This is a genomic window from Streptomyces sp. NBC_00028 (genome assembly GCF_045041065.1).
Taxonomy (GTDB): domain Bacteria; phylum Actinomycetota; class Actinomycetes; order Streptomycetales; family Streptomycetaceae; genus Streptomyces.
Genome location: NZ_CP108293.1, coordinates 8762810 through 8787798 on the forward strand (window position 1 = coordinate 8762810; position 24989 = coordinate 8787798).

Here is a 24989-nt window from a genome sequence, read left to right on the forward strand (position 1 = left end):
CGCGGGAGTGCTCCAGGCGGAGGTCAGCGGGACACGGCGTCGACGAGCGTCGCGAGCGCGGAGGCGAGCCGCCCCAGCCCCGCGTCGGCGGCCCCACCCGGCTCGCTCATGTAGGTGTCCCGCCGGATCTCCACCATCAGCGCGGTGACCCGGGGCTCCCGGCCGTAGAACTCCAACGGCACGTACGTCCCGCTGAACGGACTGTCCAGCCCGACCTCCCCGAACGCCTCACGCGCGGCGGCGACCAGCTCCGCCGGGGTGTGAAAGGAATCGGTGCCGAGACAGACAGCCGGCCGCGGCCCGTCGCCATGCATCTCATAGGGCAGCGCCGCACTGGGATACGAGTGCACATCGACGATCACGACCCGCCCCGCCGCGGCCAGCCGCTCGGCGACAGCCTCGCTCATGGCCCGCGCGTACGGCCGGAAGTACCGCGCGAGCAGCGGCTCGGGGTCGGTGTCCGCGGGCCGCAGCACCCCCCGGTGCGCGGTCCGCGTGTATACGGCGCCCATCCCGACGGCGAGCATCTCCTCCCGCTCGTCCGGAAACCGCTCCGGATCGACGACCAACCGCGACAGCCGATTGACGAACCGCCACGGCGTCACCCCCGACAGCCCGGCGGCCCGCGCGGCCAGCTCCGCGGTGTGCGCGTCGACCATGTGGTCCAGCTCCCGCTCCAGCGCGGCATCGCCCAGCACGATCCCCGCGCGCACCTCGTCCGGTATCTCCCGCGAGGAATGCGGCACATGCAGGATCACGGGCGACTCCACGGCCCCGGCCACCAGCTCGAAGGACGGTACGACGGAGGTCATGCGGCGGCTCCCGGGGCGTTGTCAGTGGGGTGGTGCACGATCACAGCATGACGATCAGCAACGAGCTCGTGGCCGCCCACCCGTTCCTCAAGGCGCTCTACGAGGACGACTACTACCCCGACCGGGTGCTGGACCGGGGTCGAGAGATCCTGCTGCGCCTGTGCGAGCGGATCGAGGCGGAGCGGCCGGCTGATCTCGCCGCGCTGTACGTGCTGACGCACGCGGCCACCGAGGAGTTCAACGACCTCGAGGCGGCCTTCGACGAGGCGGGCAGTGAGATCGAGACCGTCGCCCGGGAGGAGATAGGCGAGCAGTTCTGGTTCATCGCCCACGCCTACGGCTTCGCGGACGCGGACTCGGAGGAGCTGATCTCCGGCCGGAACTGGTGAAACGCGCCCGCCCCGGCCGGGCAACTGCCGACCGGGGCGGGGCGCCTACGGGGTGGGCGTCAGCTCAGGGACGCCAGGGCCTCGTTCCACGTGGTGGACGGGCGCATGACCGCGGCGGCCTTGGCCGGGTCGGGCTGGTAGTAGCCGCCGATGTCGGCCGGCTTGCCCTGGACGGCGTTCAGCTCGTCGACGATCTTCTGCTCGTTCGCGGCGAGGGTCTCGGCGAGCGGGGCGAAGGCCTTCGCCAGGTCGGCGTCCTCGGTCTGCGCGGCCAGCTCCTGCGCCCAGTACAGGGACAGGAAGAAGTGGCTGCCGCGGTTGTCGATGCCGCCGACGCGACGGGTCGGGGACTTGTCCTCGTTGAGGAAGGTCGCCGTGGCGCGGTCCAGGGTGTCGGCGAGGACCTTGGCCTTGGGGTTGTTCGTGGCCGTGGCGTACTGCTCCAGGGACGGGACCAGCGCGAAGAACTCGCCCAGCGAGTCCCAGCGCAGGTAGTCCTCCTTGACCAGCTGCTGGACGTGCTTCGGCGCGGAGCCGCCGGCGCCCGTCTCGAACAGGCCGCCGCCCGCCATCAGCGGGACGACCGACAGCATCTTGGCGCTGGTGCCCAGCTCCAGGATCGGGAAGAGGTCGGTGAGGTAGTCACGCAGCACGTTGCCGGTCACCGAGATGGTGTTCTCGCCGCGGCGGATGCGCTCCACCGACAGCTTGGTGGCCTCGACCGGAGCCAGGATGCGGATGTCCAGGCCCTCGGTGTCGTGCTCCGGCAGGTACGCGTTGACCTTGGCGATCAGGTTGGCGTCGTGCGCGCGGGTCTCGTCCAGCCAGAACACGGCCGGGTCGCCGGTGGCGCGGGCACGGGTGACGGCGAGCTTCACCCAGTCCTTGATCGGCGCGTCCTTGGTCTGGCAGGCGCGGAAGATGTCGCCCGCGGCGACCGGCTGCTCGATGAGGACGTTGCCGGCCTGGTCGACCAGACGGACCGTACCGGCCGTCGCGATCTCGAAGGTCTTGTCGTGGGAGCCGTACTCCTCGGCCTTCTGCGCCATCAGACCGACGTTCGGGACGGAGCCCATGGTCGACGGGTCGTAGGCGCCGTTGGCGCGGCAGTCGTCGACGACGACCTGGTAGACACCGGCGTACGAGGAGTCCGGGAGCACCGCGAGGGTGTCGGCCTCGGCGCCGTCCGGGCCCCACATGTGGCCGGAGGTGCGGATCATGGCCGGCATCGAGGCGTCGACGATGACGTCGGACGGCACGTGCAGGTTGGTGATGCCCTTGTCGGAGTCGACCATCGCCAGAGCCGGGCCCTCGGCGAGCTCGGCGTCGAAGGAGGCCTTGATCGCGTCACCCTCGGGAAGGGCGTCGAGGCCCTTGAGGATGCCGCCCAGACCGTCGTTCGGGGACAGGCCGGCGGCGGCGAGCGTGGCGCCGTACTGCTCGAAGGTCTTCGGGAAGAAGGCGCGGACCACGTGACCGAAGATGATCGGGTCGGAGACCTTCATCATCGTGGCCTTGAGGTGCACGGAGAACAGCACGCCCTGGGCCTTGGCCTCGGCGATCTGCGCGGTGAGGAACTCACGCAGCGCGGCCACGTGCAGCACGGACGCGTCGACGACCTCGCCCTCGAGGACCGGTACGGACTCGCGCAGGACCTTGGTCGTGCCGTCCTCGCCGACCAGCTCGATCTTCAGCGCGCCGGCCTCGGAGATCACGACGGACTTCTCGGTGGAGCGGAAGTCGTTCTGCCCCATGGTCGCGACGTTGGTCTTCGAGTCCGAGGACCAGGCGCCCATGCGGTGCGGGTGGGTCTTGGCGTAGTTCTTGACCGAGGCGGGGGCGCGACGGTCGGAGTTGCCCTCACGCAGGACCGGGTTGACCGCGGAGCCCTTGATCTTGTCGTAGCGGGCCTGGACGTCCCGCTCCTCGTCGGTCTTCGGGTCGTCGGGGTAGGCCGGCAGCGCGTAGCCCTGCGCCTGCAGCTCGGCGATGGCGGCCTTGAGCTGCGGGATCGACGCCGAGATGTTCGGCAGCTTGATGATGTTGGCCTCGGGCGTCTTCGCCAGCTCGCCCAGCTCGTGCAGGGCGTCCGGGATGCGCTGGTCCTCGGTCAGGTACTCCGGGAACACCGCGATGATGCGCCCGGCCAGCGAGATGTCCCGCGTCTCCACGGCGACCCCCGCCTGCGAGGCGTACGCCTGGACCACCGGCAGGAAGGAATACGTCGCCAGGGCCGGGGCCTCGTCAGTGTGCGTATAGATGATGGTCGAGTCAGTCACCGGGTGCTCCGCTCCACGTCTGCAACATTGCTCGACATCAAGATATCTCGTGATCGAGCCCGGCTCGACAGGGGTCCTCGCACACGCTCTCGGATTTTGTGTGCTCTCGCGTGCAACCCCAGCACCCGATCTTGGAGTGAAGGAGGGTGATCACACTCATCCGACGGCCGGAACCGACCACCCCGGCCGCCCGAGCGAAAGCGGACCATGAGATATCGCACCAGAGTGACGGCGCCCGCCGCCCTGATCGGTACGGCCGCGGCACTGACCATCGGGGGAGTCCCGGCGCAGGCCGCCGTCGCGAGCGGCGTCCCCGGCGCGGAGACCCTGGGGGACCCCGTATACCCGGACCTCGGCAACGACGGCTACCGCGTGTCGGCCTACCACCTGGATCTCGCCTACGACGCCACGACGAAGCTCGTCGACGCCACCGCCACCCTGCGGATCACCACCACCGAGGCCCTGACCCGCTTCTCCCTGGACGCGCTCGGCCTCGACATACGCACCGTGACCGTGGCCGGCAAGACGGCGGCCTTCGAGCAGGTCGGCGAGAAGCTGCGGATCACGCCCGCCCGCTGTCTGCCCGCCCGGCGCCGGGTCACCGTCACCGTGACGTACTCCGCCGACCCGCGCCGCACCCTCGCCCACACCGCCTGGGTGCCCACGCCGGACGGCTTCGCGGTCTGCCCCCAGCCGAACTCGGCGCACACCGTCTTCCCGTGCAACGACCACCCGGTGGACAAGGCGGACTTCACCTTCCGGATCACCGTCCCCACGGGTCTGAAGGGCGTCGCGAGCGGCTCCCTGACCGGCACCGAGGACCTCGGCGACGGGCGGACCGCGTACAGCTACCGCTCCCGTGAGCCGATAGCCACCGAGCTGGTCCAGATCACGGTCGGCGACTACGTCGTCAAGGACCGCCAGGGCCCGAACGGACTGCCCCTGCGTGATGTCGTCCCCACCGCCCGCGCCGCGGCCCTGGAGCCGGCCCTCGCGCTCACCCCGAACCTGGTGAGCTGGATCGAGCAGCGCCTCGGCGCCTATCCGTTCGAGACGTACGGCCTGCTGCCGTGCAACAACGACTCCTCGACGGCCTTCGACTTCACGGGCCTGGAGACCCAGACCCTGACCCTCTACAAGCCGAACTACCTGCTCCAGGCCGAGCCGAAGATCGGCTCGCACATGATGCACGAGCTGGTCCACTCCTACTTCGGCAACAGCGTCAGCCCCGCCACCTGGGCCGACCTGTGGATCAACGAGGGCCACGCCGACTTCTACGGGCTGCTCTACCGCTACGAGCGCGGCTGGGCCGACTCGATCGGCCTGACCACCATGGAAGCCCGGATGAAGGACACCTACGCCAAGGGCGACCAGTGGCGTCAGAGCTCCGGCCCGGTCGCCGCCCCGAACGAGGCCAACCTCTTCGACAACCAGCGCTACCTCGGCGGCGTCCTCGTCCTGTACGCGCTGCGCCAGCAGGTCGGCGAGACGGTCTTCGCCACCATCGAGCGCACCTTCCTGGACCGCTTCCGCAACTCCTCGGCGTCGACCGCCGACTACATCGCCGTCGCCTCCGAGATCTCCGGCGCGGACCAGTCCGGCTTCCTGCGGGACTGGCTCTACGGCACGAAGACCCCGCGCATGCCCGGCCACCCGGACTGGACGGTGACGCCGGTCAGTTCGTCTCTGCGCCGGCCGCAGAGCCGGCCGAGCGGCCACCACGACAACTCGGCCACGCTCTGAGGCGCGTATAGCACAAGGCGTCCCGGTTGGGTCGGATTCGTGTCAACTTAAGGGTCCCGGGGGCGAGTTGGTGCCACGATGAGGCATCGATCGGGGGACCCATGGAAGACGACACGACGGTCGGCCCGCCCGGACAGCCACCGGCCCCGCCCAGGGACCGCACGGTCCACGGGGCGGTCATCGGCGGCGCGTGCACCATCGTCGCCGCGCTGATCGGATACCTCGGCCTGCCCGCGGTGGCGACACCTCCGACGGCGAGCGTGCCGACGCGGACGGAGACGGTGACGACCCGGGTGACGGTCACGGCGACCGTCACCCGGGAACCGGACCGGAAGGGGGCGGCCACGACCCCCGCGGTGACCTCGGGCGGTGGGGAGCCGACCTCGCTCCCGTCCTCGGAGGGCTGGACGCCCGAGCTCAGCGACTCGCTGACGCTGGAGGCCACCTGGACCAACTTCGACCGGTTCCCGCCGGCCCAGGGGAGCGGGACCGACGTCCAGGTCGTCGGCTTCGTGGGCGGCGTCTACCTCAAGGCGTGGCAGGCGCACACCATGGCGGTGGTCCCGGCGGGCGCGGCCCCTCCCACACCGGTGGCCTGCGGCGACCTCGTCGACGCGAGCGATCCCGACACCAACCACCTCACGGTCTCGCCCGGCGACCGCGTCTGTCTGCGCACCGACCGCTCCCGCATCGTCCTGCTCACCCTCACATCGACCTCGCCCAGGGGCCGCGACACCAGCAGCGCGGCGGCGGACGTGGTCGTCTGGGCGGGCCCTGACACACCCGCCTGAGCGGCGGGGCGACGGAACGGGGGAATCGGATGACCATGGAGAGCGGTGGAGCATGGCGCGCACTCGTCGTGGGGTGCGCTGGTCGTGGCGCTCGGCGGCTGCGGCGGACCGGACGGGGCCGCCGGAACCGGTGTCGGCAGCAGTGCTTCGCCGACGTCCGCGTCCCCGGATCCGCCGGAGAAGGTCTACGTCGTGTTCAGCCCGGTGGATCCGCAGAACCCGCATGTGCTGGCGGAGACCGCCGCCCTGATGCGGCGGCGGGCGGTGGCGCGGGTCTGGCGGGGGCCGAGGTGCGGGTCATGGGGGAGGGATCGGACGCGACGATCACCGTCTCGGGCCGGGGGAGCCAGCAGGACGGGCTCAGGACGCTGGGCCGGACGGCACGGCTGGACTTCCGGCCCGTACTGGCCACCGAGGCGCTCGGGGAATCGGCCTGTCCGCGTGCCGATGAGACGGCCTCGCCGGAACAGCCGCTCACCGCCTGCGAGAAGAAGCAGGACGGCAGCCACTACACATACGCCCTCGACACCGTCGCGGTCCCCGGCACCGACGTGGCCGACGCGGAGGCGGTCGCCGACGAGCAGACAGGGCAGGGCTGGCTCGTACGGCTCCGGTTCACCGCCGCCGGAGCCAAGAAGTTCACCGACGTCACCGGACGGCTCGCCCAACAGCAGAGCCCCGCCAACCAGTTCGCGATCGTTCTCGACGGGACCGTGCTGTCCGCCCCGTCCGTCAGCCAGGCGATCACCGGCGGAGAGGCGGAGATCTACGGCTCCTTCACCGAGGCGTCGGCACGCGAACTCGCCGCAGACCTTCGCACCGGCGCCCTCCCGGCCCGGCTGTCGGAGCAGAGCGTCACCCGGCTGCCGCCGGGCTGAACACCACCCGCTACGGCGTCATGTCCACCGCGTCCCGCTGCTGCGGGATCACCACCGCGCCCTGCTGGAGGGAGACCGTGCGCGTCGGCGCCGGCACCCTGATGCCCTCCTGGCGGTAGCGCTTGTGGAGCTGCTTGATGAACTCGTGCTTGATCCGGAACTGGTCGCTGAACTCGCCGACCCCGAGGATCACGGTGAAGCCGATCCGGGAGTCGCCGAAGGTGTGGAAGCGCACCAGCGGTTCGTGCTCCGGGACGGCGCCCTCGATCCGCGTCATCACCTCGGTGACGACCTCGCAGGTGACCCGCTCGACGTGCTCCAGATCGCTGTCGTAGGCCACACCGACCTGGACCAGGATGGTCAACTGCTGCTCGGGGCGCATGAAGTTGGTCATGTTCGACTTGGCGAGCTCGCCGTTGGGGATCACGATCAGGTTGTTGGAGAGCGCGCGCACGGTCGTCTGACGCCAGTTGATGTCCTCGACGTAGCCCTCCTCGCCGCTGCTCAGCCGGATGTAGTCGCCGGGCTGGACGGTCTTGGAGGCGAGGATGTGGATGCCCGCGAAGAGGTTGGCGAGGGTGTCCTGGAGCGCGAGGGCGACCGCCAGACCGCCGACGCCGAGGGCGGTGAGCATCGGCGCTATGGAGATGCCCAGCGTCTGGAGCACCACCAGGAAGCCGATCGCGAGGACCAGCACGCGGGTGATGTTCACGAAGATCGTCGCCGAGCCCGCGACCCCGGAGCGGGACTGGGTGACCGTCCGCACCAGACCGGCCACCAGGCGGGCCGCCGCCACCGTGACCACGAAGATCATCAGCACGGTCAGCACCTGGTTGGTGTTGCGCTGGTACCCCGAGCGCAGCGGCAGGGCCGCCGCCGCGATGGCGACACCGCCCACCACCGCACCCCACGGCACCACCGTCCGCAGCGCGGCGACGATGACGTCGTCACCGGTCCACTTGGTGCGGTCGGCGTGCTTGCCCAGCCACTTGAGCAGCATGCGCAGCAGGAACGCCGCCAGCACGCCCGCGACCACGGGGATGCCGGCGACGACCAGGTCGTCCATGGTCAGATCCCGTTGAAATGCCGTCACGTCGCCACCTGTTCGAGTTGCTGCTGGATGTGCGCCCGCGCCGACCGCGCGGGTGCGGTGGTCGACGCGACCGCTCATCCTGCCGTATCCGGCGCAGGAGTTCGTACCCGGTCCGGGGCCGGACGGCGGGGTTTCAGACGATGCCCTCCGCCAGTTCGGCCTGTTCCTGGTCGGAGTAGGCGGCCGCCGTGGGCGTTCCGTACGAACGACGGGCGGCGTACCACCACACGGTGGCGAGGAGCAGTACGACGGCCAGCGCAACGGACGCGTAGTTCATCGTGTCGACCGTCACCGGCGACGACTGCGGCAGACAGAACAGCACCGTCACGAACGCCACCCACACCACGGCCGTCCAGCCGATCGGCTTGCTCCACCGGCCGAGGCTCCACGGACCCGGCTGGAAACGGTCCCCCGCGCGCAGCCGCAGCAGCACCGGGATGGCGTACGCCGGGGTGATGCCGATGACGTTGATGGCGGTCACCGCCCCGTACGCCGTCGCCGAGTACAGCGAGGGCAGCGCGAGCAGTCCCGCGACCACCACCGACAACCACACCGCGGCGACCGGCGTCTGGGTGCGGGCGCTGACCTTGCGCCAGAGCCCGGAGCCCGGCAGCGCCCCGTCCCTGCTGAACGCGAACACCATGCGGCTGGCGGCGGCCACCTCGGCGTTGCCGCAGAACAGCTGGGCGACGATCACCACGACGAGCAGCGCGCTCGCCCCGTCCGTGCCGAGGCCGTCGAGGAGGATCTGCGCGGGCGGCACCCCGGTGTCGGTGGCCCGGGTGGCGTCGTAGTCCTGGATGGCGAAGGTCAGTCCCGTCAGCAGCACGAAACCGGCGATCCAGGAGACCCAGATGGAGCGGACGATGCCGCGCGCCGCCGACACCGACGCGTTGGAGGTCTCCTCGGACAGATGCGCCGAGGCGTCGTAGCCGGAGAACGTGTACTGGGCGAGGAGAAGGCCGATCGCCGCCACGTACAAGGGACTTGACCAGCCGGTGTCGTTGACGAACTCGGTGAAGACGAACGACGGCGACTGGTGGTGGTCGGGGACGATCGCCAGGGCGCCGACGATCAGCGCCACGCCGGCCAGGTGCCACCAGACGCTGATGGAGTTGAGAAGGCTGACCAGACGGACGCCGAACAGGTTCAGCACGGCGTGCAGCAGCAGGATCACCACGAAGATCAGCATCGTCTTCTCCGGTGTCGGCTCGAAGCCCCACTGGAGGTTCATGAGCGCGCCGGTGAACAGGGCGGCGCCGTAGTCGATACCGGCGATCGCGCCCAGCAGCCCCAGCAGATTGAGCCAGCCGGTGTACCAGCCCCAGCGGCGGCCGCCGAGCCGGTCGGCCATGTAGTACAGGGCGCCCGAGGTCGGATAGGCGCTGGTGACCTCCGCCAGTGCGAGGCCCACGCACAGCACGAACAGGCCGACGCCCGCCCAGCCCCACAGCATCACCGCGGGGCCGCCCGCGCCGAGGCCGAAGCCGTACAGGGTCATGCAGCCGGACAGGATCGAGATCACCGAGAAGCTGATCGCGAAGTTGCCGAAGCCGCCCATTCGGCGGGCGAGGACGGGCCGGTAGCCGAGTTCCCGCAGGCGTTGTTCCTCGTCGTGCGGTTTCGACGGACCGTGGGTGGTACGGGACATGCGGAAACCTCCGGAAGGGCGGGATGGTGGGTCACGCGGGGCGGCAGCGCGCCCGGGCCTGGAGGAACACCTCCACGGCCTGGCCGCGTTCGCCGGTGTCGGGGATGCGGTACGCCCAGGGCAGGGGCGTCCAGTACGGGCCGAGCGCGTCGAACACCCGGGCCGCCTCCGGGAACCGGAGGGCGCCCCACAGGGCGTGCGCGAGGTGGTTGAGGTCCAGCGGGGTGCGCTCGGCGGCGAAGGTCTGCTCGAACCAGGCGTACAGCGTCCGCTGTGCCTCCCGGGTGGCGTCCTCGGCGACCCAGTGCAGATCGAGGGCGGCGTCCCGGCCGCCGGCGCGGCGGTACCGCTCGACCCGGACGTACAGCGGCAGGACATGGAGGGCGGAGCCGGGTGGCGCGGTGTCGGCCGCCCAGTGGGCATAGCCGACCGCCTCGGCGAGCCGGCCCGAGGTGCCGTGCTCGTACAGGAACTGGAGCATCCGGTGGTGCGCCTCGCGGTTGTACGGGTCGCGCTTGTCGGCCTCGGCCAGCAGCCCCCACGGCCCCGGCGGCAGCATCGGCCCGGGCGGGGCCACCCGGTGCTCCTCCCAGCGCCGCTCCCGGTCGAGCCGTGCCAGCGCCAGCAGACACACCCACGGGACGGGGTCCAAGGGCGCCGCCTGGGTCGCCGCGTGACTCGCCTGCCAGGCCTCCCGCCACAGGTCGAGGGTGCGGGAGTGCTGCTCGCGGTGGGCCCGTAACGCCCGCTCGACGGCGACCCTGGCGTGCATGACCGTGGCCGGGACGCTGTGCGGCTCCTCCGTCAGCCAGGCCCGCACCACGTCGGTGCCGGCGGCAGCGGCGGCGAGTACCTGGGTGCGCTGCGTCCACTGCCACCAGGCCGTCGTCTCCCCGAGCAGCCGGCGCATCGACATCCAGCGTCCGGTGCGTACCTCCTGGAGGGTGGCCCGCAGGGCGGCGTCATGGCCCGCGGGATCGTAGACGGGGCGTGCTCCTTCTCTGGCCATCAGCCGTCCGTCCCGGTCGGCGGGCGGGGCGGGACGGCAGGGTGGAGTAACAACAGCCCTCCTCAGGGCGGCGGTCGGGGAGCTCGTGCCGGTCGGCGGTCACTATAGAGGCGCAGGTTCCGCATCTCCTGCGGTTTCCCGATCTTTTCGAACTCCGTTGCGGGACACGGGTGTTGAGGGCGGCGGTGATTGAAGATTCACCGACGCCGGGGTCGCTTGACGTGACGTGGCGGGCGGCGGCAGGCTGGCGCCCAGTTGATCGCCGAGGAGGGCTCGATGACCGGTCCGGTGCTGGCCGTGGACCAGGGCACGTCCGGCACCAAGGCACTCGTCGTCTGCCCCCAACGCGGTGTCATCGGCGCCGGGTTCGCCGAGGTACGGCCGCGGCATCTGCCCGGAGGGCTGGTCGAGGTCGACCCCGAGGAGCTGTACACCTCCGTCGTCGAGGCAGGCCGCCGCGCCCTCGCCGAGGCAAGCGAACCGGTGGTGGCCCTCGGTCTGGCCAACCAGGGCGAGACCGTGCTCGCCTGGGACCCCGCCACCGGCCGCCCGCTCACCGACGCCCTCGTCTGGCAGGACCGCCGCGCCGAGAGCGTCTGCGAGGAACTCGCCCCGTACGCCGACGAGTTGCGCGAACTGACCGGCCTGCCCCTGGACCCGTACTTCGCCGCCCCCAAGATGGCCTGGATACGCTGCCACCTCACTCGCGAGGGCGTCGTCACCACCACCGACGCCTGGATCGTCCACCGCCTCACCGGTGCCTATGTCACCGACGCGGCGACCGCGAGCCGGACCCAGCTCCTCGACCTCGATCGCGCGCAGTGGTCACCCCGCGCCCTCGACCTGTACGGACTCGCCGACGAACGTCTGCCCAGGATCGTCGGCAACGCCCAACCAGTGGGCACGACAAAGGAGTTCGGCCAGGAGATCCCGGTCACCGGGCTGGCCGTCGACCAGCAGGCGGCCCTGCTCGCCCAGCGCGTCACCGAGCCCGGCGGCGCCAAGTGCACCTACGGCACCGGCGCGTTCCTGCTCGCCCACACGGGGGACACCCCCAGACGGGGCGGCTCGGGCCTGGTCAGCTGCATAGCCTGGAACCTCGCCGGCCGAACCAGCTACTGCCTCGACGGCCAGGTGTACACGGCCGCGTCCGCCGTCTCCTGGCTCACCGACCTCGGTGTGATCAAGGGCGCCGCGGACCTCGACGGGGTGGGCGGCTCCGTGCCCGACAGCGGTGGGGTGACCTTCGTCCCCGCGCTGGCCGGACTCGCCGCCCCCTGGTGGCGGGGCGACCTGCGTGGCTCGCTGACCGGGCTCGGCCTCGACACGACCGCCGGACATCTGGTCCGCGCGCTGTGCGAGGGGATCGCCGCGCAGGTCGCCGAGCTCGTGGACGCCCTGGAGTCCCCGTTGGAGACCCTGCGCGTCGACGGCGGCCTGACCCGCTCCGCCCTCCTCATGCAGACCCAGGCCGATCTGCTGCAACGCCCCGTCGAAGTCTCCGCCCTGCCCGACGCGACCGCCCTCGGCGTCGCCGCCCTGGCCAGCCTCGGCGCGGAGCCCGGAGGGACCCTCGGCACGGCCCTGCCGGACCGGAAGCCGGCCGCCCGCTACGAGCCGCGGATCTCCGCCGCCGAGGCCGCGGACCGCCGCGCCCGCTTCCGCGGCGACGTCACCGCCCTCCTCGCCCGGACCCCCGCATGACGGTCACCACGCACGGACCCCTGCCCAGCACGCCGTACGACGTGATCGTCATCGGCGCAGGAGTCGTCGGCGGGGCCATCGCCCGCGCGTTGGCCCACCATGCCCATCTGCGCACAGCCGTCGTCGAGGCGCAGGACGACGTCGGTCAGGGCAGCTCCAAGGCCAACACCGCCATCCTCCACACCGGCTTCGACGCCGCCCCCGGCTCCCTGGAGGCCCGGCTCGTCCGCGAGGGCTCCCGCCAACTCGCCGCGTACGCTGCCGAGTCGGGCATCCCCGTCGAACCGGTCGGCGCCCTCCTCGTCGCCTGGGACGAGGAGCAGCTCGCCGCACTGCCCCGCCTCGCGGAGAAGGCCGAGCGCAACGACTACAAGGAGACCCGCCTGCTGGAGGCGGCCGAACTGTACGAACGTGAGCCGCATCTCGGCCCCGGCGCGCTCGGCGCTCTCCTCGTCCCCGGCGAGAGCGTCATCTGCTCCTGGACGACGACCCTGGCCTACGCCACCCAGGCCGTCCGCAACGGCGTGGACCTGCACCTCAACTGCCGGGTGGAGAAGCTGAGCCACGGGCTGCTGTCGACCAACCGCGGTGCCCTGTACACCCGTTGGATCATCAACGCGGCGGGCCTCGACGCCGACACCCTCGACCGTGACCTCGGCCACCACGACTTCACCGTCACCCCGCGCCGCGGCCAGCTCATCGTCTTCGACAAGTTCGCCCGCCCCCTCGTCCGGCACATCCTGCTGCCCGTCCCGACCGCGCTCGGCAAGGGAGTCCTGGTCGCGCCCACCGTGTACGGCAACGTCCTGCTCGGCCCCACCGCCGAGGACCTCGACGACAAAGGGGCCACGCACTCGACCGCCGACGGCCTGGCGAGCCTGCGCGAGAAGGGCCGCCGCATCCTGCCCGAACTCCTCGACGAGGAGGTCACCGCCGTCTACGCGGGACTGCGCGCCGCCACCGAGCACGACGACTACCGCATCACGCCCCACCCCGAGCAGGCGTACCTCACGGTGGGTGGCATCCGCTCGACGGGGCTGACGGCGTCGCTCGCCATCGCCGAGTACGTCCTTGAGCAACTGGCCGCGAGCGGGCTGGAGTTGGGGCCGTCACGCGAGCTGGAGCCGATGCGCATGCCCAACCTGGGCGAGGCGTTCCCGCGCCCGTACCAACGCCCCGACCTCATCACCGCCGACCCGGAGTACGGCACCCTCGTCTGCCACTGTGAACGCGTCTCCCGCGGGGAGATCCGGGACGCCCTCGCCAGTACGGTGCCGCCGGGCAGCCTGGACGGACTGCGCCGCCGGACCAGGGCACGCGGGGGGCGCTGCCAGGGGTTCTACTGCGGGGCGGCGGTGCGACAGCTGTTCGAGGAGGCGCGCGGGTGACACGGCAGGTCGACGTGCTCGTCATCGGCGCGGGCCCCGCCGGGCTCACCGCCGCCGCCCGTCTCGCCGCCGCGGGGGACGGCCGGGTCGAGGTCCTCGACCGTGAGCAGCGGGCCGGGGGAGTGCCGCGGTACTGCGCCCACGGCGGCTTCGGCACCTGGCACCGCCCCCTGACCGGCCCCGCGTACGCCCGCCGGCTCCTCGCCGCCGCACTGGACGCCGGGGCGGTCGTACGGACCGGCGTGACCGCCCTCGACTGGGCGGGCCCCCTCGAACTGGACACCGTGGGCCCGGGCGGGCCGGAGGCGATCGCGGCCCGCGCGATCGTCCTGGCCACCGGCGCCCGCGAACGCCCCCGCACCGCCCGCCTGGTGCCGGGCACCCGCCCGGTCGGCGTGTACACCACCGGTGAACTCCAGCAGGCGGTGCATCTGTTCGGGCAGCGGATCGGTACGCGCGCGGTGATCGTGGGCGCGGAGCCCGTGTCGTACCGGGCCGCCGACACCGTACGGGTGGCGGGAGCCGAGGTCGTCGCCATGGTCACGGAGAGGGAGCGCGCGCAGGTGCACCCCGGCCGTGCCCAGGACGCCCGTCTGCGTCGCCGTGTCCCTCTGCTCACGGGTACCGCCGTCGCCGAACTCCTCGGCCATGGACGGCTGTCGGGCGTGCGCGTCCGGCGCCGGGACGGTCGTACGACCGAACTCGCCTGTGACACCGTCGTGTTCACCGGTGACTTCGTTCCCGAACAGGAGCTGATGCGGCGGGGTGGGCTGACGCTCGGCACCGGGACGCCGACGACGTCACGGCCCGGCGTGTTCGCCGTCGGAGGTCTGGCGCGCCCGGGGGAGAGCGCGGCCGCGGCCGCACGTGCGGGTGCGCGGGTCGCCGCCGCCGTCATGCGCCCTTGAACGACCCGGCTACTTCTGCCAGTCGGCCGGCAGTTCGGTGATCTCCAGCTCGGAGAAGACCAGGCTGAGGTCGTGCACCTGCGTCTCGATACGGACCGCGTGGAAGTCGATCCCCAGCTCGCCGGCCCACCGGCGTGTGGCGTCCGACTCGGGCAGCACCCGCGCCTTGTCCAGGTTGGCCCACTTCGTACCCCAGACCCAGCCGTCGAGGCCGTCCGCCGTCTCGTGGTCGATGAGACGGTCGTCCAGCGACTTCTGCCACAGCCAGGGGAAGAGGCCCGTCTCGCAGTGCGCCGCCACGCAGTACCGGAACAGATAGCGCAGATGAGCCGGTGGGATGCCCGTGCGCGGATCGGCCGTCATGTGGACGACGACCTCGTAGTCCCGCTGGTAGTCGGTGTAGCCGTGGTGCACGACAGCGTGATCCTCGATCTGGTCGAGCGCCTCGGCGAGAGCGGTGGTGTCCATAGGGCCGTTCTACCGCAGACGATCTTCAAGTGCCGTCAGATGACCTTCAGCCGCACCAGGGCCCCCAAGGTCAGCGCCCCGGGCAGCAGCGGCAGCCACACGGTGATGATCCGGTAGGCCAGCACCACCGCCGTCGCCACCGCCGCGGGGCCGCCCGCCGCCACCAGCGCCATGACGAGCGCCGCCTCCACCGAGCCGATCCCGCCCGGTGTCGGCACCAGTGCGACCGCGACGGTCGCCGCCAGATACGCCACCGCCATGTGCAGCGGCGGCACCGGCAGCCCCAACGCCTGCCCCACCGCGGCCAGCCCGGCCGCCTGGAGCGCGGGAAAGGCCAGGGACCCGCCCCACAGCGCCAGCGCGCGGGACGGCCGGGTGTGCACCTCGCGCAGCTCGCCGAGCGCGGTCCGCACGAACGCCGTCACGGCCGTACGCACCCGTCGTACGAGGACCAGCACACCGGCCGCCACGAGCAGCACCGCCCCCAGGGCGGGCAGCAGCGCGCCCACGGCCGCCTCGGGCAGGAGCGAACCGAGACTCAGCGCGTCGGGGAACGCGAGCAGCAGGACCGCCAGCAGGCCCAGCCTGCCCACCGACTCCGCCAGCAGATACAGCGCGAGGGCGGCCGAGGAGCGGGCGAGCGGAACCCCGCACACCGTCATGAACCGCAGATTGACCGCGCTCGCGCCGAGACCCGTCGGCAGCAGATGGTTCGCCGCGCCGGCCGCGAACTGCGTGGCCAGCAGCCGCCGCTTCGGCAGCCGCTCCACGACCGCGCCCTGCCGGGTACAGGCCGCGGCGACCCAGGTCAGACAGGTGGCGCAGACCGCGACCAGCAGCCATGGCCACTTGGCGGACTCCAGATGACCGAAGCCCTCGGCGAGCACCGAGCGGTGCCGCACGGCGACCACGGAGACGAGCAGCAGCGGCAGCAGACACAGGATCTGCCGGATCCTGCGGCCGGGGAGGGGGACGGACAGACGGCGGGGGCTCACGTCCAAAGAGGTTTTCCCCAGCGCGCCAACTGCGGGTTGCGCAGGGGCGGACGGGGCATGGCGTACGGTCATCGGATCCTTCGGGGAGGGGGACGTATGGGGAGTGATTGTTATCCGAACGTTGACCTCAACAACGCTTGAGGTCCTAGGTTCGCTCCCATGAGCATGGAAACCACAGCCTGGACACAGCTGCACAGCGTGATGAACGCGCAGACGGAGACCCGCCCCTTCGCCCGCGCCACGCTGCGCCGCATCGGCGCCTTCGCCCGCCCGCACCGCACGCGCATCGCCCAGTTCGTGGTGCTCGGGGTGGCCACCGCCCTGCTCGCCGTCGCCACCCCGGTGCTCGCCGGGCATGTGGTGGACGCGATCGTGACGGGCGACGACGAGGGCACGGTCGTACGGCTGGCCCTGCTCATCGCGCTGATCGCGGTCGCCGAAGCGGCGCTGGGCATCCTCGGACGACGGCTCTCGGCCACGCTCGGGGAGGGACTCATCCTCGATCTGCGGACGGCTGTGTTCGATCATGTGCAGCGCATGCCGGTCGCGTTCTTCACACGGACACGTACGGGAGCGCTGGTCTCCCGACTCAACAACGACGTCATCGGGGCGCAGCGGGCGTTCAGCAACACCCTCTCCGGCGTGGTCAGCAACTTCGTCACCCTGCTGCTGACGCTCGCCGTCATGCTCACCCTGTCCTGGCAGATCACCCTGCTCGCGCTCGCCCTGCTCCCGGTCTTCGTGATCCCGGCCCGCCGGATGGGCAGCCGGATGGCCCGGATGCAGCGGGAGGCGGCGGCCCTGAACGCGGCGATGGGCACCCGGATGACCGAGCGCTTCTCCGCGCCCGGCGCCACCCTGGTCAAGCTGTTCGGCCGCCCGGAGCAGGAGTCCGAGGAGTTCGCGGCCCGCGCCCGGCGGGTGGCCGACATCGGCGTCCGCACGGCCACCGCCCAGTCCGTCTTCATCACCGCCCTGACCCTGGTCTCCGCCCTGGCCCTCGCCCTCGTCTACGGTCTCGGCGGCTGGTTCGCCCTGCGCGGCACCCTGGAACCGGGCGCCGTCGTCTCCCTCGCCCTGCTCCTGACCCGGCTCTACGCCCCGCTCACCGCGCTCGCGGGCGCCCGCGTCGAGGTGATGAGCGCCCTGGTCAGCTTCGAGCGCGTCTTCGAGGTGCTCGACCTGAAGCCCCTCATCGAGGACAAGCGGGACGCCCGCGAGATCGGCGGCGGCCCGGTCGCGGTCGAGTTCGACGACGTCCGCTTCGGCTACCCGTCCGCCGACAAGGTCTCCCTGGCCTCCCTGGAGGAGGTCGCCTCCCTCGACACCCGGGGCGGCGAAGAGGTCCTCAAGGGCATCTCCTTCCGCGCCGAACCCGGTCAGACCGTCGCCCTCGTCGGCTCCTCCGGCGCCGGCAAGTCGACGATCGCGCAGCTGCTGCCGCGGCTGTACGACGTCGACGAGGGGGCCGTCCGGGTCGGGGACGAGGACCTCCGGGACCTCACCGCCCGCTCCCTGCGAGAGACGATCGGCATGGTCACCCAGGACGGCCACCTCTTCCACGACTCGGTCCGCGCCAACCTGCTGCTCGCCCGTCCCGCGGCGACCGAGGACGACCTGTGGGACGCCCTGCGCCGCTCCCGCCTGGACGATCTCGTACGGTCCCTGCCCGACGGCCTGGACACCGTGGTCGGCGAGCGCGGCTACCGTCTCTCCGGCGGCGAACGCCAACGGATGACCATCGCCCGGCTGTTGCTGGCCCGCCAGCGTGTCGTCATCCTCGACGAGGCCACCGCCCACCTCGACAACACCTCGGAGGCGGCGGTGCAGGAGGCGTTGACGGAGGCGCTGGAGGGCAGGACCGCGATCGTCATCGCCCACCGGCTCTCCACGATCCGCGCGGCCGACCAGATCCTGGTCGTCGAGGCCGGACAGATCGTCGAACGCGGCACCCACGACGAGCTGTTGGCGGCCGGCGGGCGCTACGCCGAACTGCACCGGACCCAGTTCGAGGAGCGGGATCCGGCCAAGGTCGGCCAGGACATCGATCAGAAGGACACAAAGCTCGACAACATCATTGCCTCCATCTGAGGCAGAACTTAGTGTGCGTTCGGTTTCCCAACATCACCGAACAAGATCTGACGCTCCCTCAAAGCCGCACGGTCACCCGGCCGTACCGAGGAAGGCAACGGTCATGTCGCACACTTCGGAGTCCCCCGCCCACCCCGCCTGGGCGCCCGTCAGCCGCCGCCGACTCCTGGAGGGTGGGGCCGCCCTCGTCGGCGCCCTCGCCCTCCCCGGACGGGCGGCCGGCCAGGCCCGCGCCGCCGCCGAGTCCCCCGAGTGGAACGGCCGCATCGACGTCTTCCGGCTCGGCACCGAGCCGCCCCACAGCACCCTGATGCCGTACGCCGACCTCCGCCAGGCGCTCAGGGCCGACCGCACCGACTCGCCGTACCGGCTCAGCCTGGACGGCAGGTGGAGGTTCGCCCACGCGGACCGCCCGGCCGACCGCGACCCCGACTTCTACGGCACGGACGTGGACGACAGCGACTGGGACACCATCCCGGTCCCGTCCGTCTGGCAGAAACACGGCTACGACCGCCCGATCTACGTCAACATCACCTACCCCTACTGGGGCCCCAACGGCCTGGGCGAGGAGCCGCAGCCGCCCGCCGCGCCGACCCGCTACAACCCCGTCGGCCAGTACCGAAGGACCTTCACCGTCCCCCGCGCCTGGTCCGGGCGACGCACCTTCCTGCACTTCGAGGGCGTGAAGTCGGCCCACTACGTGTGGATCAACGGCACGCTCGTCGGCTACCACGAGGACTCCTTCGCCCCCGCCGAGTACGACATCACCGACCACCTCAAGCCCGGCACCAACCAGATCGCCGTCGAGGTCTACCGCTACTCCGACGGCGACTGGCTGGAGGACCAGGACATGATCCGGCTGAGCGGCATCTTCCGCTCGGTCCACCTCTACTCCACCCCGGCCGTCCACCTGCGCGACTTCAAGCTCGACACCCCCCTCGGCGACGACCACACCTCCGCCGAGCTGGCGGTGACCGCGAGCGTCCGCGCCTACGCGGCGGGGCACGCCGGTGCGTACACCGTCGAGACGCAGCTGTACGACGCCCACGGCCACCCCGTCTGGGCCCGTCCGCTCCAGCAGACCGCCGACGTGACGACGACCGGCGAGGACACGACCGTACGGAGTGCGCGAGCCGTGCCCGAGCCACGCCTGTGGTCGGCGGAGCACCCGTACCTCTACACGGCCGTGCTGCGGCTGCGGGACCCGGCCGGGAAGGTGATCGAGACGCTGTCCCACCGGGTCGGCCTGCGCGAGTTCGCGCTCAATGACGGCCTGATGCGGATCAACGGCCGGCCGGTGACCTTCCGCGGCACCAACCGCCACGAGATGCACCCCGACCGCGGCACCGCCCTCACCCGCGCCGACATGGTCCAGGACATCAGGATCATCAAGCGGATGAACATGAACTCGGTCCGCACCTCGCACTACCCCAACAACCCGCAGTGGCTCGAACTCGCCGACGCGTACGGCCTCTACCTCGTCGACGAGACCAACCTCGAGACCCATGGCATCCGCGGCGAGTACCCCGGCAACCACACCGACTGGGCCGCCGCCTGCGTCGCCCGCGCCCAGAACATGGTCCACCGCGACAAGAACCACGCCTCGGTCGTCATCTGGTCCCTCGGCAACGAGGCGGGCGCGGGCAGCACGTTCGTCGCCATGCACGACTGGATCAAGTCCTACGACACCACCCGCGTCGTGCAGTACGAGGGCGACGACCGCCCGGGCGTCAGCGACATCCGCTCCGAGATGTACGAGAGCCCCGCCCGCGTCGAGGCACGCGCCAAGGACACGGCGGACACCCGGCCGTACGTCATGATCGAGTACTGCCACGCGATGGGGAACTCCAACGGCAACTTCAAGAAGTACTGGGACCTGGTCCGCAGCCACGACGTCCTCCAGGGCGGCTGGATCTGGGACTTCGTGGACCAGTCCCTGAACTGGCCGACGCCGCCGCGCCGCCGGTTCACCGAGGAGGGACCCGGCGCCCTGCGCGGCGAACTCATCGCCCCCGGCGGCTCGTTCGACCGCGAGAAGGGCGTCTTCGGCGGCACGGTCTTCGCCCGCGACGACCGCCTCGACCTCACCGGCTCCCTGACCCTGGAAGCCTGGATCACCCCGCACGTCCTCGGCTACCACCAGCCGATCATCGCCAAGGGCGACACCCAGTACGCCCTCAAACAGAGCGACGACAACCTGGAGTTCTTCATCCACGGCGGCGGACAGTGGGTCTCCGCCAGTTGGGCCCTGCCGAGCGACTGGACCGGCACCGAACACCACATCGCCGGCGTCTTCGACGCGGCGGCCGGCACCCTCACCCTCCATGTCGACGGCACGCCCCGGGCCACCCGCACCACCACCCGGCGGCCCGGCAGCAACACCGCGCCCCTCTCCCTCGCCACCGACGTCGACAACATCACCCGCGAGTTCAGCGGCACCATCCGCAGGGCGCGCGTGTACGACCGTGCCCTGAGCGCGGCCGAGCTGGCCTCCGACAGCAGAGACCCCGGCGACGAGGGCGTGCGGTTCTGGTTCGACGCGGCGAGCGTCGGCCGCACGGATCTCCGCCCCCGCGAGAAGACCTTCCTCGCCTACGGCGGCGACTGGGGCGACAACCCCAACGACGGCAACTTCGTCGCCGACGGCATCATCACGGCCGACCGCGGTCACACCGGCAAGGCGGCCGAGATCAAGCGGATCTACCAGGAGATCAACGCCACCGGCGACACGGACTCGGTGACCCTCACCAACGAGTTCCTCTTCACCAACCTCCGCGCGTTCGACGGAAGATGGACCCTGGTGGCCGACGGGGAACCAGTCCGGCGCGGCAGACTGACGCGTGACCAGCTGGACGTGGCCCCGCTGTCCAGCAAGAAGATCACCGTCCCCGTACGGCTGCCGAGCGACCCGGCGCCCGGCACGGAGTACTTCCTGGAACTGTCCTTCACCACCAAGGAACGCACGAAATGGGCCGAGCCCGGCTTCGAGCTGGCCAAGGTCCAACTCCCGCTTGACGCGGGCGCTCCCGCCGTCGCCCCGCGGCCACTGGACGACGTACCGGCCCTCTCGTACGACGACGGCTCCTCGCACGTCACCGTCACCGGCGAGGACTTCACCGTCACCGTCGACAAGGGCAGCGGCGTCATCACCTCCTACGTGGCGTCCGGCGTCCCGCTGATCGCCTCCGGCCCCGCCCCCAACTTCTGGCGGGCGCCCACCGACAACGACCACGGCAACGGCCAGCACACCCGCAACCAGACCTGGCGCGACGCGGGCGCCCGCCGCGAGGTCACCGACGTCACGGTGAGCGCGGTCCGCGACAGAGCCGTCGAGATCAAGGTCGCCGGCACGCTCCCGACGACCACGGAATCGACGTACACCACCACCTACACCGTCTTCGGCAACGGCGAGATCAAGGTCGACAACACCCTGCACCCGGGGGCGAGTTCACTGCCGTACATTCCCGAGGTCGGCACCCTCCTCTTCCTCCCCGGCCGCCTGGACCGCATCCACTACTACGGCCGGGGCCCCGAGGAGAACCACTGGGACCGCAACAACGGCACCGACGTCGGCCTGTACTCCGGCACGGTCGCCGACCAGTGGACCTCCTACATCCGCCCGCAGGAGAACGGCAACAAGACCGACGTCCGCTGGGCCGCCCTCACCGACCGCCACGGCAACGGCCTGCTGGTGAGCGGCGAACCCCTCCTGGAGATCAACGCCTCGCACCTCACCCCCGAGGATCTGTCCGTCGGCGCCCGCCACGACTACCAGCTCACCCCGCGCAAGGAGGTCGTCCTGCGGGTGAACCACCGGCAGATGGGCGTCGGCGGCGACAACAGCTGGGGCGCCCACACGCACGACGAGTACAAACTCTTCGCCGACCGCGACTACGCCTACACCTACCGGCTGCGCCCGATCACGGACGTGCCGTCGGCGACGAGGCTGTCCCGGAGGCCGACGTCGGCGGAGTGACTCCAACGTGAGCGGGGTCTCGGTGCACCGCCGGGACCCCGTGCGTACCCTGGAGGCGCCCGTGCACACAGAGCCCTTGACCTGGACCTCAGGCAGGGAGCCGACCACTCGGAGCCTTCGATGCTGCGCACCATGTTCAAGTCCAAGATCCACCGCGCCACCGTCACCCAGGCCGACCTGCACTACGTGGGATCGGTGACCATCGACGCGGACCTGCTCGACGCCGCCGACCTGCTGCCCGGTGAGCTGGTCCACATCGTGGACATCACCAATGGCGCCCGCCTGGAGACGTACGTCATCGAGGGCGAGCGGGGCTCCGGTGTGATCGGGATCAACGGGGCCGCCGCCCATCTCGTCCACCCCGATGATCTGGTGATCATCATCAGTTACGCTCAGGTGACCGACGCCGAGGCGCGGGCACTCGTACCCCGGGTCGTGCACGTGGACCGCGACAACCGTGTCGTGGCCCTGGGCGCGGACCCGTCGGAGCCGGTGCCGGGGTCGGACCAGGAGCGCAGCCCGCAGGCCGTACCGGCCTGAGTTCACAGACGGTCGAGACCAGGAGTGTGCCCGTGAGCGACATCGAGATCCGCGACGACCGGGCGGCCGGCCGCCTGGAGGCCGTCGGCGCCGGCGAAGTCGTCGGCCACATCGAGTACTTCGTCCTCGACTCGCCCGGGCCCGCCCTGGTCCCCGTCCACACGATCGTGGAACCGGCCCACGAGGGCAAGGGCATCGCGGGCTCCCTGGCCCGCGAGCTCTACACCATCGCCGCACGTGAGGGCATCGTCGTGGCCCCGCTCTGCCCCTACGTCGTCAAGTGGGCCGAACGCCACCCCGACGAGGCCCCGGCCGCCGACCCCGAGCTGCTGCGTGCGGCGAAGGAGTGGCTGGTGGCGCACCCGGGCCGGTTCTGACCCGGCCAAGCGGGTGACTGGCCCGACGCGCACCGGGTAGGCGGGGGAGAAGTCCAGAGCCGACGTTCACCACAGGCTGGAGGACACGATGACCAACCCCCCGACCCCCTACCCGGATCCGGTCCACCCGGACCCGGTCCATCCCGACCCGACCCCGGGCCCGATGCCGGAACCCCCACAGCCCCCGGCTCCGGCCCCGACGCCTCCGCAGCCCCCGGGCCCGGCTCCGACGCCTCCGCAGCCTCCGGGCCCGGCTCCTGTTCCCCCGGCCCCGGAGCCGGTCCCGAACCCAGAACCGGGACCTCCGCTCACCTGACATCGAGGCCGGGCTGACGTGCCTCTTTTTTGGGGGCGCGGGGAACTGCGCGACCAGCCCCCACGCCCCCGCACTCGCCCTACGACCGAACCGACCGCCCCACCAGGCGTCTAGGCGTCGATCTCCGACCGGTCTCCGCCCCACAGCGTGTGGAACGACCCGTCCCGGTCCACCCTCCGATACGTGTGCGCCCCGAAGAAGTCCCGCTGCCCCTGCGTGAGCGCCGCGGGCAGCCGCTCGGCCCGCAGCGCGTCGTAGTACGCGAGCGCCGCCGAGAAGCCCGGCGTGGGCACCCCCTGGCGCGTCGCCGCGACGATCACCTCACGCCAGTCGTCCTGCGCGTCGGCGATCTCCCGGGCGAACGTCTCGTCGGACAGCAGGCTCGGCAGATCGGCGCGGGCGTCGTACGCGGCGCGGATCCGGTCCAGGAACGCGGCCCGGATGATGCAGCCGCCGCGCCAGATCGCGGAGACGGCACCCAGGTCGATGTCCCAGTCGTACTCGTCGCGCGCGGCCGCGATCTCGTGGAAGCCCTGCGTGTACGAGACGATCTTGGAGGCGTACAGCGCCTGCTCGACCCGGTCGGCGAACGCGCCCGCCTCGGCCTCGCTCAGCGGCGTGGCCGAGGGCCCGGCGAGGCCTCGGGAGGCGTCTCGGAGGGCCGCGTGGCCGGACAGCGAGCGGGCGAAGACGGCCTCGGCGATGCCGGACACCGGGACACCGAGGTCGAGGGCGATCTGGACCGTCCACCGCCCCGTGCCCTTCTGCTCGGCCTGGTCCACGACCACGTCCACGAAGGGCTTGCCGGTGGCCGCGTCCACGTGCGACAGCACCTCGGCGGTGATCTCGATCAGATAGGAGTCGAGCCGGCCGGTGTTCCAGGTCCGGAAGATCTCCGCGATCTGCGCGGGCGAGTAGCCGGCGACATCGCGCAGCAGCTGGTAGGCCTCGCCGATCAGCTGCATGTCGGCGTACTCGATGCCGTTGTGCACCATCTTCACGAAGTGCCCGGCACCGTCGGCGCCGACGTGCGTCACACAGGGCGCGCCGTCCTTCGCCTTCGCGGAGATCTTCTCCAGCATCGGGCCGAGCGAGTCGTACGACTCCTTCGAACCGCCCGGCATGATGCTGGGGCCGTTGAGCGCGCCCTCCTCGCCGCCGGAGATGCCGGTGCCGACGAAGTGGATGCCCTGCTCGCGCAGTTCGCGCTCACGGCGCCGGGTGTCGGCGAAGTGCGCGTTGCCACCGTCGATGATCATGTCGCCGGGCTCCAGCAGCGGGGCGAACTCCTGGATCACCGCGTCGGTCGGGTCGCCGGCCTTCACCATGATGACGAGGCGCCGGGGGCGCTCCAGCGCGGCGACGAACTCCTTGGCGGTCTCGGCGGCGATGAAGTCGCCCTCGCTCCCGTGCTCCTCCACCAGGGCGTGGGTACGGGACGCCGTCCGGTTGTGCACCGCGACCGTATAGCCGTTGCGGGCGAAGTTGCGGGCGAGGTTACTGCCCATGACCGCGAGGCCCGTGACGCCGATCTGCGCTGTAGTGCTCATACCGTCTGCTCCCAAGGATCCGGTGGATCGG

18 protein-coding genes and 1 pseudogene are annotated in these 24989 nt (G+C 71.4%); 11 read left to right on the forward strand and 8 right to left on the reverse strand.

Annotated elements, in window-relative coordinates:
- Positions 1-23: 23 nt before the first annotated feature.
- Positions 24-812 (reverse strand): N-formylglutamate amidohydrolase, encoded by a 789-nt coding sequence (locus OG885_RS39680; RefSeq protein WP_405740560.1) that lies wholly within the window; start codon positions 810-812, stop codon positions 24-26.
- A 47-nt stretch (positions 813-859) separates the two neighbouring features.
- On the opposite strand from OG885_RS39680, the gene OG885_RS39685 reads away from it, so the two are divergent.
- Positions 860-1201, forward strand: a complete 342-nt coding sequence (locus tag OG885_RS39685) for a DUF5713 family protein (RefSeq protein WP_405740563.1) — start codon at positions 860-862, stop codon at positions 1199-1201.
- A gap of 59 nt (positions 1202-1260) precedes the next feature.
- Here OG885_RS39685 and OG885_RS39690 read toward each other — a convergent pair whose 3' ends face one another.
- The gene (locus OG885_RS39690; protein ID WP_405740566.1) at positions 1261-3480 is read right to left on the reverse strand and encodes an NADP-dependent isocitrate dehydrogenase; all 2220 of its coding nucleotides are present in this window, start codon (positions 3478-3480) and stop codon (positions 1261-1263) included.
- 207 nt (positions 3481-3687) lie between these two features.
- On the opposite strand from OG885_RS39690, the gene OG885_RS39695 reads away from it, so the two are divergent.
- From OG885_RS39695 to secD, 3 genes are all read left to right on the forward strand, one after another.
- Positions 3688-5223 (forward strand): M1 family metallopeptidase, encoded by a 1536-nt coding sequence (locus tag OG885_RS39695; RefSeq protein ID WP_405740569.1) that lies wholly within the window; start codon positions 3688-3690, stop codon positions 5221-5223.
- A 101-nt stretch (positions 5224-5324) separates the two neighbouring features.
- Positions 5325-6014, forward strand: a complete 690-nt coding sequence (locus tag OG885_RS39700; protein ID WP_405740572.1) for a hypothetical protein — start codon at positions 5325-5327, stop codon at positions 6012-6014.
- Positions 6015-6313: 299 nt separating this feature from the next.
- The gene (gene secD / locus OG885_RS39705; protein ID WP_405740574.1) at positions 6314-6892 is read left to right on the forward strand and encodes a preprotein translocase subunit SecD; all 579 of its coding nucleotides are present in this window, start codon (positions 6314-6316) and stop codon (positions 6890-6892) included.
- Between the two features lie 10 nt (positions 6893-6902).
- On the opposite strand, the gene OG885_RS39710 is transcribed toward secD, so the two are convergent.
- The 3 genes from OG885_RS39710 to OG885_RS39720 all read right to left on the reverse strand — a co-directional run bounded on the left by OG885_RS39710 (position 6903) and on the right by OG885_RS39720 (position 10645).
- A complete protein-coding gene (locus OG885_RS39710; protein ID WP_405743093.1) occupies positions 6903-7958 on the reverse strand; it encodes a mechanosensitive ion channel family protein in 1056 nt (351 codons plus the stop codon).
- A 160-nt stretch (positions 7959-8118) separates the two neighbouring features.
- Positions 8119-9636 carry an amino acid permease gene (locus OG885_RS39715; protein WP_405740577.1) on the reverse strand — a complete coding sequence of 506 codons (1518 nt, stop codon included), beginning with the start codon at positions 9634-9636 and terminating at the stop codon, positions 8119-8121.
- Between the two features lie 31 nt (positions 9637-9667).
- The gene (locus tag OG885_RS39720; protein ID WP_405740580.1) at positions 9668-10645 is read right to left on the reverse strand and encodes a hypothetical protein; all 978 of its coding nucleotides are present in this window, start codon (positions 10643-10645) and stop codon (positions 9668-9670) included.
- A gap of 276 nt (positions 10646-10921) precedes the next feature.
- Here OG885_RS39720 and OG885_RS39725 point away from each other — a divergent pair, with 276 nt between their 5' ends.
- From OG885_RS39725 to OG885_RS39735, 3 genes and pseudogenes are all read left to right on the forward strand, one after another.
- Positions 10922-12349 (forward strand): FGGY family carbohydrate kinase, encoded by a 1428-nt coding sequence (locus OG885_RS39725; RefSeq protein WP_405740583.1) that lies wholly within the window; start codon positions 10922-10924, stop codon positions 12347-12349.
- Positions 12346-13737, forward strand: a complete 1392-nt coding sequence (locus OG885_RS39730) for an FAD-dependent oxidoreductase (RefSeq protein WP_405740586.1) — start codon at positions 12346-12348, stop codon at positions 13735-13737. Before OG885_RS39725 ends, OG885_RS39730 begins: the two co-directional genes overlap by 4 nt.
- Positions 13734-14636, forward strand: a pseudogene (locus tag OG885_RS39735) (FAD-dependent oxidoreductase); the annotation flags it as partial. The gene OG885_RS39730 and the pseudogene OG885_RS39735, both read left to right, overlap by 4 nt.
- A gap of 18 nt (positions 14637-14654) precedes the next feature.
- Here the strand turns inward: OG885_RS39735 and OG885_RS39740 are convergent.
- A complete protein-coding gene (locus tag OG885_RS39740) occupies positions 14655-15113 on the reverse strand; it encodes a hypothetical protein (RefSeq protein WP_405740589.1) in 459 nt (152 codons plus the stop codon).
- 35 nt (positions 15114-15148) lie between these two features.
- Complete coding sequence (locus OG885_RS39745) at positions 15149-16180, reverse strand: YbhN family protein (RefSeq protein WP_405740592.1); 1032 nt, start codon at positions 16178-16180, stop codon at positions 15149-15151.
- Between the two features lie 93 nt (positions 16181-16273).
- On the opposite strand from OG885_RS39745, the gene OG885_RS39750 reads away from it, so the two are divergent.
- The 4 genes from OG885_RS39750 to OG885_RS39765 all read left to right on the forward strand — a co-directional run bounded on the left by OG885_RS39750 (position 16274) and on the right by OG885_RS39765 (position 23092).
- Complete coding sequence (locus OG885_RS39750) at positions 16274-18199, forward strand: ABC transporter ATP-binding protein (RefSeq protein ID WP_405743095.1); 1926 nt, start codon at positions 16274-16276, stop codon at positions 18197-18199.
- A gap of 103 nt (positions 18200-18302) precedes the next feature.
- A complete protein-coding gene (locus OG885_RS39755; protein WP_405740595.1) occupies positions 18303-22175 on the forward strand; it encodes a glycoside hydrolase family 2 TIM barrel-domain containing protein in 3873 nt (1290 codons plus the stop codon).
- 120 nt (positions 22176-22295) lie between these two features.
- On the forward strand, positions 22296-22715 hold the full coding sequence (panD, locus tag OG885_RS39760; protein ID WP_329342152.1) for an aspartate 1-decarboxylase: 420 nt from the start codon (positions 22296-22298) through the stop codon (positions 22713-22715).
- Positions 22716-22747: 32 nt separating this feature from the next.
- Positions 22748-23092, forward strand: coding sequence for a GNAT family N-acetyltransferase (locus OG885_RS39765; protein ID WP_405740598.1), 345 nt, complete (start codon positions 22748-22750; stop codon positions 23090-23092).
- A gap of 426 nt (positions 23093-23518) precedes the next feature.
- Here OG885_RS39765 and gndA read toward each other — a convergent pair whose 3' ends face one another.
- Complete coding sequence (gene gndA / locus OG885_RS39770; protein WP_405740600.1) at positions 23519-24958, reverse strand: NADP-dependent phosphogluconate dehydrogenase; 1440 nt, start codon at positions 24956-24958, stop codon at positions 23519-23521.
- Between the last annotated feature and the right edge of the window lie 31 nt (positions 24959-24989).

Coding starts and splice junctions, on each gene's coding strand:
- OG885_RS39680 (WP_405740560.1), bottom strand. CDS start 812: ATGACCTCCGTCGTACCGTCCTTCGAGCTGGTGGCCGGGGCCGTGGAG.
- OG885_RS39685 (WP_405740563.1), top strand. CDS start 860: ATGACGATCAGCAACGAGCTCGTGGCCGCCCACCCGTTCCTCAAGGCG.
- OG885_RS39695 (WP_405740569.1), top strand. CDS start 3,688: ATGAGATATCGCACCAGAGTGACGGCGCCCGCCGCCCTGATCGGTACG.
- OG885_RS39700 (WP_405740572.1), top strand. CDS start 5,325: ATGGAAGACGACACGACGGTCGGCCCGCCCGGACAGCCACCGGCCCCG.
- secD (WP_405740574.1), top strand. CDS start 6,314: ATGGGGGAGGGATCGGACGCGACGATCACCGTCTCGGGCCGGGGGAGC.
- OG885_RS39710 (WP_405743093.1), bottom strand. CDS start 7,958: ATGGACGACCTGGTCGTCGCCGGCATCCCCGTGGTCGCGGGCGTGCTG.
- OG885_RS39715 (WP_405740577.1), bottom strand. CDS start 9,636: ATGTCCCGTACCACCCACGGTCCGTCGAAACCGCACGACGAGGAACAA.
- OG885_RS39720 (WP_405740580.1), bottom strand. CDS start 10,645: ATGGCCAGAGAAGGAGCACGCCCCGTCTACGATCCCGCGGGCCATGAC.
- OG885_RS39725 (WP_405740583.1), top strand. CDS start 10,922: ATGACCGGTCCGGTGCTGGCCGTGGACCAGGGCACGTCCGGCACCAAG.
- OG885_RS39730 (WP_405740586.1), top strand. CDS start 12,346: ATGACGGTCACCACGCACGGACCCCTGCCCAGCACGCCGTACGACGTG.
- OG885_RS39740 (WP_405740589.1), bottom strand. CDS start 15,113: ATGGACACCACCGCTCTCGCCGAGGCGCTCGACCAGATCGAGGATCAC.
- OG885_RS39745 (WP_405740592.1), bottom strand. CDS start 16,180: ATGACCGTACGCCATGCCCCGTCCGCCCCTGCGCAACCCGCAGTTGGC.
- OG885_RS39750 (WP_405743095.1), top strand. CDS start 16,274: ATGGAAACCACAGCCTGGACACAGCTGCACAGCGTGATGAACGCGCAG.
- OG885_RS39755 (WP_405740595.1), top strand. CDS start 18,303: ATGTCGCACACTTCGGAGTCCCCCGCCCACCCCGCCTGGGCGCCCGTC.
- panD (WP_329342152.1), top strand. CDS start 22,296: ATGCTGCGCACCATGTTCAAGTCCAAGATCCACCGCGCCACCGTCACC.
- gndA (WP_405740600.1), bottom strand. CDS start 24,958: ATGAGCACTACAGCGCAGATCGGCGTCACGGGCCTCGCGGTCATGGGC.